This window comes from Proteus sp. MB838 (assembly GCF_054767435.1).
The window spans coordinates 39,359-52,014 of record NZ_BAABMO010000028.1 but is presented as its reverse complement, the minus strand read 5'-3'; the positions used below and the strand labels follow the sequence as shown (position 1 = coordinate 52,014).

Genomic DNA, 12,656 nt, shown 5'->3' with positions numbered 1-12,656 from the left:
AGGTTTCACTGCCGGTAATGAAAAAAATGAGCTTGTGGTTCTCGGTCGTAATGGCTCAGATTATTCAGCCGCCGTATTAGCCGCGTGTTTATGTGCACAATGTTGTGAAATTTGGACGGATGTTGATGGTGTTTACACCTGTGATCCACGCCTCGTCCCAGATGCACACCTATTAAAAGGCATGTCCTATCAAGAGGCGATGGAACTTTCTTACTTTGGTGCCAAAGTCCTTCATCCACGCACTATTGCACCTATTGCTCAATTTCAAATCCCTTGTTTAATTAAAAATACGGGCAATCCAGAAGCACCGGGTACGTTAATAGGTGATGGTCAAAAAGATGACAGCACGCCGGTAAAAGGGATCACTAACCTGAATAATATGGCAATGATCAATGTATCAGGGCCAGGTATGAAGGGAATGGTGGGTATGGCGGCTCGTGTCTTTTCCGTGATGTCGCGAGCAGGAATATCGGTAGTATTAATTACTCAATCTTCATCTGAATACAGTATTAGTTTTTGTGTACCGCAAAAAGAGCTAATTAGAGCGCAAAAAGCACTGTCAGAAGAATTCTATCTAGAGTTAAAAGATGGCGTACTTGATCCGTTAGATATTATGAACAATGTTGCTATCATCTCGGTTGTCGGTGATGGTATGCGCACCCTTAAAGGGATCTCAGCCCGTTTCTTCTCTGCTTTAACTCGAGGCAATATTAATATTGTTGCTATTGCTCAAGGCTCTTCTGAACGCTCTATCTCTGCAGTTATTGCCAATGATGCAGCGACGAATGCGGTGCGTTTATGTCACCAAATGCTCTTTAACACTAACCAAATCGTAGAAGTCTTTATTGTCGGTGTCGGTGGTGTTGGCAGCGCGCTAATCGAGCAGATCCATCGTCAACAAGCATGGCTAAAAAACAAACATATCGACCTACGTGTTTGTGGGATTGCCAATTCACGTGCGATGCTAACCAATATGCAAGGTATCGATTTAGATAATTGGCAACAAGCGCTACAAGCAGCTAAAGAGCCTTTTAGCTTTAGTCAGCTTATTCGCTTAGAAAAAGAGTACCACTTCCTCAATCCTGTGATTGTTGATTGCACTTCAAACGAAATGATTGCACAGCAATACGCCAATTTCTTACAAAATGGCTTTAATGTTGTTACGCCTAATAAGAAAGCCAATACGATGTCGATGGATTACTATCATCAAATTCGCCAATCAGCGGAAGCATCACGTCGTAAATTCTTATATGACACTAATGTTGGTGCGGGTTTACCTGTTATTGAAAACTTACAGAACTTGCTTAATGCTGGCGATGAGTTGGTGCAATTTAATGGTATTCTTTCTGGCTCACTCTCTTATATTTTTGGTCAGCTAGATGAAGGAAAAAGCTTGTCTGAAGCGACACTTTCTGCGAAAGAAAAAGGCTTTACAGAGCCAGATCCAAGAGATGATCTCTCGGGAATGGATGTTGCACGTAAACTGCTTATTCTCGCTCGTGAAGCGGGCTATCAATTAGAGTTGAGTGATATTGATGTAGAGCCTGTTTTACCTAGCTCATTTGATAGTACAGGTGATGTCGAGAGTTTCTTAAACCGCTTACCTCAAGTAGATGTTGAGTTTGATGCTAAAGTCGAAGAAGCCCAAAAGTCAGCGAAGGTATTACGTTATGTGGGGATCATCAATGAAGGGAAATGCCAAGTCAAAATAATGGCCGTTGATGCTAACGATCCTCTCTTTAAAGTAAAAAATGGTGAAAATGCGCTAGCTTTCTACACTCGCTACTATCAACCAATTCCTTTAGTTTTACGTGGATATGGTGCAGGAAATGATGTCACTGCTGCTGGGGTATTTGCAGATGTATTACGTACACTATCATGGAAATTAGGAGTTTAAAGGTGGTTAAAGTTTATGCACCGGCGTCAATTGGCAATGTGAGTGTCGGTTTTGATGTGTTAGGAGCCGCAGTTTCGCCTATTGATGGTCAATTATTAGGAGATTGCGTAACCGTTGAAGCGGCGCAAGAATTTCAACTTCACAGCAAAGGGCGCTTTGTTAGTAAATTACCTTCTGATGCTAAGCAAAATATTGTTTATCAATGTTGGGAGCTATTTTGTGAAAAATTAGGTAAACAATTACCTGTCTCGATGACACTTGAAAAAAACATGCCGATAGGCTCAGGATTAGGATCAAGTGCTTGTTCTGTTGTGGCTGCACTCGTTGCATTAAACGAATTTGCTCACAAACCATTTAGTGAAAGCCACTTATTATTAATGATGGGAGAGCTGGAAGGCCGTATTTCCGGTAGTGTGCACTACGATAATGTCGCGCCATGTTATTTAGGTGGTCTACAACTTATTTTGGAACAAAACGACATTATTTGTCAGCCTGTGCCAGCTTTTGACGATTGGTATTGGGTGATGGCTTATCCGGGGATCAAAGTCTCAACGGCACAAGCAAGGGCTATCCTCCCTAAACAATACGATAAAGCTGATATTATTAATCATGGTCGTTATTTATCTGGATTTATTCATGCTTGTCATACACAACAACCAAAACTTGCCGCAAGCTTAATGAAAGATGTGATTGCAGAGCCCTATCGAACACAGTTGCTCCCTGGTTTTGATAAAGCGAGAGAGGCTGCATTACAAAAAGGCGCGCTTGCATGCGGTATTTCAGGCTCAGGGCCAACGCTGTTTTCTATTACTGATTCATTGGCTATTGCCCAAGATGTGGCGCAATGGTTACAACAACATTATGTACAAAACGATGAAGGCTTTGTACACATCTGCCGTTTAGATACTCGTGGCGCAAGAGAGATAGGGTAAGTAATGAAATTATATAATTTAAAAGATAACCAAGAACAAGTCAGCTTTGCTCAAGCGGTTAAACAAGGTTTAGGAAAACAGCAAGGACTCTTTTTTCCCAAAGACTTGCCTTCATTTTCTCAAGCAGAAATTGATGCGCTATTAAAATTAGACTTTGCAACACGCAGTAGCCGTATTTTAAGTGCTTTTATCGGTGATGAAATTCCTGCTGATGTGTTAGCAAAACGTGTGAATACGGCATTTGCTTTTCCTGCGCCAGTGACACAAGTAGAAGAGGATATTAGTTGTCTTGAACTCTTCCACGGACCGACACTGGCTTTTAAAGACTTTGGTGGCCGTTTTATGGCTCAAATGTTATCAGAAGTCGCGGGTGACCAGCCTGTTACAATTTTAACGGCGACATCCGGTGATACAGGAGCAGCGGTCGCTCATGCTTTCTACAAGTTAGATAATGTCCAAGTCGTGATCCTCTATCCCCAAGGAAAAATCAGCCCATTACAAGAAAAACTATTTTGTACATTAGGGGAAAATATTCATACTGTTGCTATTCAAGATGACTTTGATGCTTGCCAAGCATTAGTCAAACAGGCATTTGATGATGAATATTTAAAGAACACCATGCATTTAAACTCGGCTAACTCGATTAATATTAGCCGCCTACTGGCACAAATCTGCTATTACTTTGAAGCGGTTGCACAAATTCCAGCTGAAAAACGTCAACAATTAGTCATTTCTGTACCAAGTGGTAATTTTGGTGATCTCACTGCAGGATTACTGGCTAAATCTATGGGATTACCTGTTAAACGCTTTATTGCAGCGACCAATGTGAATGATACCGTTCCTCGCTATTTAGATAGTGGTAAATGGGAACCACATCGGACAATAGCAACACTTTCAAATGCGATGGATGTTAGCCAGCCTAATAATTGGCCTCGTATTGAAGAGTTATATCATCGCAAAGATTGGCTGTTGTCTGATCTTTCGCATGGGGCTGTGAGCGATGAAACGACGGAAGAAACCGTACGTGAACTGGCACAAAAAGGCTATATTTCAGAGCCTCATGCGGCGGTTGCTTATCGTCTATTACGTGATGAGCTACAAGAAGGAGAATATGGGGTATTTTTAGGTACTGCTCATCCGGCGAAATTTAAAGAAAATGTCGAACGTATTTTAGGTGATACATTACCTTTACCAAAAGAATTAGCTGAGCGTGCTGATAAAAAATTACTATCGCATCTTTTACCGGCAGATTTTTCTCAATTAAGAGCATTTTTGTTAGAACGAGCACCTAAATAAATATAATTATTTATATTAATTAATTTTGTTTTTATTAAAAAGCTCACTATAAGGGTGAGCTTTTTTATTGTTTTAAATAATTTTATACCCAAATAAAAATAAGAAAATAATCATTTAATGCTAAGGAGAATTACACTAGTTTTTATCTCTTAATGTAATTAACAATAAAGAGGTAGGCTATGGGTGGATTTAAGAAAATTAATATCAATGATGATATTGAAAGAATTACACTGGAAATAGTGAAATATATTAAAGAGCATAGTGTTGAATTACCTTTTAATATTGAGTCAGTAAGGCGTGTTTTAATTGAGAATTATATTTATATTCTTACTTATAAAAATGAATATGCTGCTAATGATTTTTTAATAAAAATAGAAAGTAATTTATCTCTTTATAATCGGGATAAATTTACTAAAGCGATTGATTTTATTGTAAAAGAGATTAATGCAAGTATAGAGAATTTATTTGTTAATAATTCTTATCTTACAAACAAAAATTATCAAAAGCTAAATAAAGCACGTGTTAATTCAGTATTTCAGCACTATCCTTCAGGTTTCTTTCACTTAAAAATAGAAGATAAAGACTTATTTATACAGATAGATAATTCCAATCAATTGTTTAAAATCATTGACTTTGAAGGTAAGGTAGAATTCTTTTCTAAAAAAGATGACCTTATTCATACTATTAATCAAATGGTTAAAAACAGTATTGCTGATAACTCTATATCTTACCGATTTTACGCTAAGAACGAATATTTTAATTTCTTTACTCTCGATAAATATTGGCAAGTAACACCTAAAGATATTTATGCCGAAGTTATTAATGATATTAAGGCAAAAAAACAGGTACATATTGATAGTCATTTAACTATTGAATTAATAGATAGTTATTCATATAAAAATATTTTTATTGTTAGAGACTCTAATGAAAACTCAGAAAAAATACTCCATATATATCTTAATAATATTGATGAAGCATTCTTGATTGCCGTAGCTAAACATCGTCAGCTAAAAGAAAATGGTGAACATTTACTTTATAAATTAGATAAGGATTGGTTCTTTACTAAAATGAAAGATAAATCCGTTAAATATTTTTCACAAACTTCTGATTTATTAATACCATTAGAAAAGATAATGGGAAGAATTAATCTTGTCGCTTCAGCTGAAAATAATTATAATTTTAGCCATTTTGATCCACTTTCAGGGGTATGTTATGGAATAAGTTTGAAATATTTATTGGAGGTTAGAAATAATGGTATAGAAGGAGGGAATAAATATTTACATTGGCTAAAGGAAAATATTAACCTTTACAAGGACAAAAAAGAAAAGATATCTGATAAGCTTGAAAAAATTATATTTGATAGTGTACAAGAATATGAAGTATTAAAATTGATTAAAGAGATCAAGGAAATTAAATTCGCACAGATTTTTCAAATGGAGAGAATATATGAAAAAATAAATTATACAATTTTTGATTTAACAAAGGCGACCGAATACCGAAAAATTTTAGCAGAAAATGGCTTGAAAGCATCGAATGCAAATAGGCTAGAAAGTAGTCTCTCACAAATAAATTATCACTTAGAATATATAATGCAATATTATAATGAATATTATGCGATTATTGCATTTAAAACACATGCCATTGCTCTTGCTTATAAGAGATATTCTAATAATCATTATAAATTTACGCTATTTGATTCTAATTCTGAATTGACGGAATTTTCTAATATAGAATCAATAAAAGACGCTTTAATAAAAACAATGGGCTCTTATACTCTAAATAAAGCTGATGGAAAAGAATATTTTATAATTGATGAATATAAAAGAAATCCTACAACAAAATATCGTAGTTTATGGGATCAAAATGAAATCGAGTTACATAAAGGTATTGCTGAAAATATAAAAAAAATTGGTTTTTCATTGCCTTTTAAAGATGGTGTTGTTGGACGAGTTATTCATTACAGTGAACAGCGTGATCTCATTTTAGAACTTAAAATAAATAGTAAATTAGTTGAAGTTGTGGTCAAAAATGTTTTTGTTGATGAGGGAATATTTTTAGTTAAAAATAATTTAGATAAAATTCTTGAGAATAATAAATCCAGTAAAGTAATTATAATGAGCAATAGTGATGGTATTGATATTCAATTTACTGAATTTAATGCACATCAAAAAATGAGTAAGCCAAAAGGATATCTGGAATTTAATGATGTTTATTATCGAGATTTAATTAAGATTAATAGTTATTTATTAAATGGTAAAAAATCATTTTCATTGAATAAAATTGTTTCATTAATTGATACACTAAGGGGGAATATTTATTTTGATAAAATAATAGCCAGTTTTTCTATAATTGATGATATTATACTATTTAATCAAAACAATGAAAATATTTCTCTTGTTGATATCCTGAATCAAGTGAAACAGAAAATAGAAGATAAATTATTCTATGGCGATCTCCTTTATGGAAAGGAAAAGTTAATTGCATTAGCACAAAAAAATAGCCTAGCAGCAGCAATTTTTTATCGAATGATGGTTAATGAAATCAATGAAGGTTATACTGGAATTAGTAATTTTATTTATGAGCAAATTATTGATAACCCTTTTTTAATATTAGATAAAAATAGAAATATCGGGGTTGTTGGTTATGATTATACGATTAATTTTAAAAATAATTATAAAGCGTTAAAAGAAATTATTGATGGTATTGATGTTTCTGAAATAAAAAATATTTTTCTTTTAGATGATGAAAATAGACTGCACTTAAAAGTAACTTATCAAAGATTATCAGAATATAGAAACAACAAGTATGTTAATAAGCTTCTTCATTTGATTGAAGATGAAATTGATTCTATAAAAAAAACAGATGATACAGGTATTTATCGTGATTTATATCTTGAGTTTTTTAGCAATCATCAGTTTAATAATAGAGTGATTATTCATGAAATAGCACAATTAGAAAGTTATTTTAATAATAATTATCAGGAGCGAAACCATGGCTATCATCCTAGTAATTTTTATATTAATGAAAATGATCCTCTTACCCTACTAGAAAAGTCATTTAATCAGAACAAAAATGAAATAGATGGTAGTTATCTGTTATTTAATGAAAGTAAAGAAAATTTTGATTTTTTATTTGTTGATAATAATTTTATTACTAGAGATTTTGTAGATAATATTATTATTGAAAGCATTAGTGGCGTTTATCAAGATGATATCATCATTTATTTCTATAATGGTGTAAAAAGTGAACAATTAACACAATACTTAAAAGATAAACCAGAAATAGGCCGTTTTCTTGATTATTGTTTAAAACATGAAATAAGAGTGATTGCTGCTGGAAATGAAGAATACTTTCCTGCCACCAATGCGCTTGTTAAGCAGAAAAGCCGTGTTGAATCACTACAAAATGTTATTTTACAACATCAATTTGTTGGTGAAAGAACAATTGTTTTTGCCAATAAGGAGACTTTATTTAGTTATCAAAGTGGTCATTTATTTATTGAAGGGATTGCTCAGCGGCTAAATATGCCTATTTATACTGTGACGGATAACAGTGTTATACTTGAAAATGAATACATTATGGTAAAACCGACGACTGAAAGTCAGTTTATTGGTCACCCTTTACTTGCTGATACAGGTGCATCTAATACGCTACTTACTGAAACAGTACCTAATGAGCCTAATACAATGTCTAATAGGCAAAGAGTAGATATTGAAAATAAAAAATATGCTGTAGAAATCTATCAATTCGTCTCACACAATTACACTAATTATAGAGATAATCAAGAGTTTAAGTTAGGTTATCAGAATGAGATTAGCACTATTTTTCCTGACTATTCTGACAATATGACCATTGCTGATATTTTAAACTACATTCAGTTAAATCGCTATCAGATCAATTATGCTCAATTAGGTGCAATTATTAGGAAAGTCGATCAAATTAACCTTAAATATCATAAAGAAAAACTTGCAGAGTTCAGTGATAAAATAATAAATCACGATTTACTCATTGATAATGCAATTGAGAAATATTTGGTTGAATTATCGGCGATATTTAATACGTCAGATAATAGTTTAATAAAAAGGAATTTAATTCAATCACTTTATGATCCCTCTGTTAATAAAGAATTTAACCAATTTTTAATGGATGGAACGAACTTTGAACAGTGGCAAGAAATAACTAATAAAGACTATGGGAACTATAGTTTAACGGAAAGAACGTATCAAGTTATTGAAATTATTCATGCAATTTATGATACTCCTCACTTAATAGATAATTTAAGTGAACTATCTAAAAATAGGCTTAATGCTTTTTTTGATGAGGGTAATAAAGGTATTTTATCACGAGTATTATTGAGCAAAATTTCAAGCTTTGAACTCTATAAAGAGACCATAAATAATTTAAAAAAACTCGCTGTTATCAGTCAGTCTGATGAAGAGATTAGCGCTTTATCACCAGTAGAAGCATTAAATAAACTCAATGAGTTTAAAGGTGAAGTTAACTTAGCCACAAGTGAAGATAGCTCTACCATTTCTTCTAAAGTGGAAATTAATAATCTTGTCATTGACAAAAGATTACTCTGTTATTTAGGTGCAAAGATAAATGGTGAAAGTATCGATGCGATAGATCTTAATCAGATAGAGAACTGGGATAAAAAAATTACTTTTGATCCTCAGCATCTTAATGATTATTTTTTATCTGTGACGGGCAATGAAAAAGATAAAGAAGTTATTGCATTATTACGTTATCTATTAAATAACAAACAAGATAAAATTAAATATTTTCTTTCTCATATGTCCAGTAGAGCTGATTATGTCGCGGCTCATGAAAGATTAATGAAAATAATAGCATTAGGTAGTAAACAGTATAATCAGCAAGATTGGGAAAATTTAAGAATACCTTCATTAAAAATTCCCAGACATATGAGAGTTATCAGTAAAATTGGTTACGCTAATATTAGCTTCGGTATATGGCAATCAATCAATTCAACCTTTATGCTTGCTGAGCAACTTAATAATCCGCTATTAACCCCTCAAGAGCATAGAGAGACCATCAATAATCTTGCCATAACATGGTCAGAAATGGCCTATAATGGCTTATCTGAACTCATTGAAATCGCTTTAGCTAAAGGATTATTAAAGTACCGTAATAATCCTTTGGAGTATATTAGTAAAACCAGCACTCGAATAGGTATCGGGCTTAATATCCTGTCTATTGGATTTGATATCTATAATATCTACGATAACTTTAGTCGTATCTCAGTAGAAAAAAATGAAAAACGACGGATTGACTATATTGTGAATGGCTCTTTAGCTATAGTTTCCGGATTGGTTACTTTGGGGGTTTCTATCGCAATGCTTGCTGGCTCGACGGTCGCGGGGCCTATTGGTATTGTCGCGGGCGCTGTTATCGCCTTAGCCATTTCAATTTATAATGCCGCAAGACTGATAGAAGAAGCGAAAGAAAAAATAGGATTTACACCACTAGAAGAACTTAATAATGGTTTTTATGCATTTTTAATGGGGGATATCTTACCAAGCAAAAAGAATGAAATCGTCTATTTAGAGACAATATCACAGTTAGAAACCATGATTGCCCAAAATGCGCAAGAACATCTTAAAGAAATAAAAAAACAGGAGCCTCACAGTTATTATTTTTATACGAATGAGAAACAACTTTATGAAGAACATCATTATTATAAAGTGATCCCTCGTATATTGGGGAAAACGTTAGATAATATACTTAATCCGTTTGGAGAAATTGTTGTACAACGAGTGGCGAAAAATTTAAGTAAAGAAGAAGCAGAAAAGATAGCTGCGCTTTCTCATTATCTTAGTGTCGAAAGAACGGAATATAAATACTATGTTCCTAAAGAAGCCATCGCAACAGATGAAATTCTCATTTTTGATATGGATTTTTATGTTAATCAATTAAATCGTTATACGATTAATTTTGCATTTGAAGATGATAATCCTGTTTTTGAGGATGAGGTGGATATCTCTTTTTTTGATAAAATAAGAACAACAAAAGAAAAAACATGGCAAAATTTATCATCAGGAGAATTAACAGATGATTTAATTAAATCAACAGCTGAAAAACAATATTTTGAGCCAAGTTGGCGTGAGAATGAGCTATTTTATTTTAATACTTATAATGGGGATGATATTATTGCTGCACCATTAATAACACAAAATATATTTGATGTTCATAATGGGACTAAACGATTAAGTGGAGGAGAAAAAGATGACACCTTTAATGTGTTCACTTCTGAATCTCCTCGTTATGCCAGCCGTTTTTATGGTAGAGAAGGTAATGATACATTACGTATTATTCAGACAGAAAAAAAATATATAGGGTATGAAGTTAACCTATCTAAAAATTATATTAAATTTATCGGGGGAGAAAATAAATCCAATAGCCAGAGTTTTCATGCCAGACTTTTTATCTTTCAAGAGCAAGGACAAATCTATACCCATAAATTAGCGGATACAATGCCTAATATAACACTACAAAAACAACCCGTTATTGCCTATTTAGAGAGTTTTGAAAATGTAGTAGGCAGTGAAATAGGTAATGATATTATTTATGGTGACCAAAAAAAATAACTATTTAAATGGCATGGGAGGGGTAGATTCATTATATGGATTAGCTGGAGATGATACGCTGGTATTACGGGAAGGTTATGCACAAGGAGGGGCGGGGAATGATAGTTATACGATTCTAAGAGCATCAAATACGGATAATAATGTTAAACAACTTGAAACTATTATTGATGAAGAGACGCATACAGAAGCTAGTCTTATCCAGTTAAATTATACTTTTGATGAAATTACCGCTATTTCTCGTCGTGAAACAGATATTGTTTTTACGCTTAAAGTTAGTAATGATAAAGATCCTGATCAATTTATCGAGCATTTAATTGCATTAAGTCATGTATACCAAGATAAAAATAGTCAATTATTAGCCCATCGATATACCATTGTGACTATGGATGGTTTTATACTTACTATTAATGAAAATAATAATCAACCAAGAGAGGTATCATATAACTTTAGTTATTTAGAAAAGTATAATCAGCAAGAGAAGCTTCAACAGCTTTCTATTAATGACGATAAACACACATTGTCTATTCAATCTGAAAATAAAACTAAACTTATTCAATTATTACCTGAGCTACAATACAGTGGTTTCTCTTCTGGAGAACATTTAAAGCTTAATCTACAGGGTAATAGCGAAAATAATCATTATGCTGGAATTGCGGCTCATTCATCAATTAAACTGAGTCGCGGTTATGACAATTATCAAATAAGCTCATTGCTAGCTAAAAATAGAAATGAAAAGATCACTATTTCTCTGAGTGATAATGATAAACAATTAACATCTGATTGTACTAGTCATTTCTTTTTATCCGATGTGAGTGGATTTGATTTGATGTTTAGTGATGGCGTTTTATCTCATCGCTATAATCCTGATGCTCATATTAAACTTGTTTTCGATACGGAAAGTGTTAGTGCTATTTTTAACTCAGGAATGACACTTCAATTTATTGATAAAGATAATCGAGTTTTTCATTTGCCTAAGCCAGACAGCGGTCAGCGTTTACTGATCCCCACTATCACTTTGGATGTTAGGTTGAGTCATCAAAGTGATGTTCTGATGATCCCACCCTCCCTACGTTTAAATAAAGAGGCATTATCATTGTATCCTCAGTATTTTCATAGAGAAGAACCATCATCACGTTCAACGCAATTACAGCGTATTATATCCACTCAAACACTAGAGCCTTATCCATTAAAGGTAACAGAATTACTGAGAGATGATATTGCCGTTAATGATAATCAACCTGTTAATTCTATTTTGTCTCTCAATAAACTATTTTCAAACAGATCACAAGATATATTTTCTCAAGCCATAGATTTATTACCAATGATAGAATTAATGGATGGTGATGATATTGTTGTTAATCATAATCAAAGTAGTTCAGTGATTGATGGGGGGAAAGGTGATGATCATATTGTTGTCAATAAAGGGCACCATATTTTAATTGCTGGGGAAGGTAATGATAATCTTAATGGCGGAAGTGGACATGATCTGTTTATTTCAACCTCAGGGAATGATTATCTAAGTGGAGGAAGTGGTAATAATGTTTATATAGTACAAAAACGTCATAGTGAAGTGACGGTGTATGATGAAGGTGAAATGAGCCATATTTTTGTATTAGGGTTATCTGAGCATGAAAAGTTAATATCTTCCCAAGTAGGTGAAGATTGGCAGTACCGAACTACCGATAATCAGTTTATTTTAACGGTTAAAACAACAAGGGTAGGGAAAGCTGAAAATAATACGGTGAAGGTTGTGGAAAAGCAGCAAATATTGTCACCACGAGCGCTTGCGACAATTATTCAACAAATGGCTCAATTTAATCAGCAACAACTATCGACGATGCAAGGCAGTGATGTTATTCCCTCATCAAACTGGTCGCCTTTAGCTGTGGTCGTTAAGCATTTATAATTTCCCTTGTGACCCAATAA

The 12,656-nt window shown here is 33.3% G+C and carries 5 protein-coding genes; all 5 read left to right on the top strand.

Annotated elements, in window-relative coordinates; translation table 11 throughout:
* The coding region (gene thrA, locus ACYUCW_RS12725) for a bifunctional aspartate kinase/homoserine dehydrogenase I (protein WP_460408738.1) at positions 1-1,897 on the top strand (1,897 nt) is incomplete at its 5' end.
* Positions 1,898-1,899: 2 nt separating this feature from the next.
* Positions 1,900-2,829, top strand: a complete 930-nt coding sequence (thrB, locus tag ACYUCW_RS12720) for a homoserine kinase (protein WP_004248956.1) — start codon at positions 1,900-1,902, stop codon at positions 2,827-2,829.
* A 3-nt stretch (positions 2,830-2,832) separates the two neighbouring features.
* On the top strand, positions 2,833-4,125 hold the full coding sequence (thrC, locus tag ACYUCW_RS12715) for a threonine synthase (protein ID WP_460408736.1): 1,293 nt from the start codon (positions 2,833-2,835) through the stop codon (positions 4,123-4,125).
* Between the two features lie 179 nt (positions 4,126-4,304).
* Positions 4,305-10,730 (top strand): calcium-binding protein, encoded by a 6,426-nt coding sequence (locus ACYUCW_RS12710; RefSeq protein WP_460408735.1) that lies wholly within the window; start codon positions 4,305-4,307, stop codon positions 10,728-10,730.
* Positions 10,711-12,636 (top strand): calcium-binding protein, encoded by a 1,926-nt coding sequence (locus tag ACYUCW_RS12705; protein WP_460408734.1) that lies wholly within the window; start codon positions 10,711-10,713, stop codon positions 12,634-12,636. The genes ACYUCW_RS12710 and ACYUCW_RS12705 overlap by 20 nt, the downstream gene beginning before the upstream one ends.
* Positions 12,637-12,656 lie beyond the last annotated feature (20 nt).

What these genes read in the sequence shown, in the direction of transcription:
- ACYUCW_RS12705 (WP_460408734.1), top strand. Translation starts at nt 10,711, where the DNA reads ATGGTGACCAAAAAAAATAACTATTTAAATGGCATGGGAGGGGTAGAT.
- ACYUCW_RS12710 (WP_460408735.1), top strand. Translation starts at nt 4,305, where the DNA reads ATGGGTGGATTTAAGAAAATTAATATCAATGATGATATTGAAAGAATT.
- thrC (WP_460408736.1), top strand. Translation starts at nt 2,833, where the DNA reads ATGAAATTATATAATTTAAAAGATAACCAAGAACAAGTCAGCTTTGCT.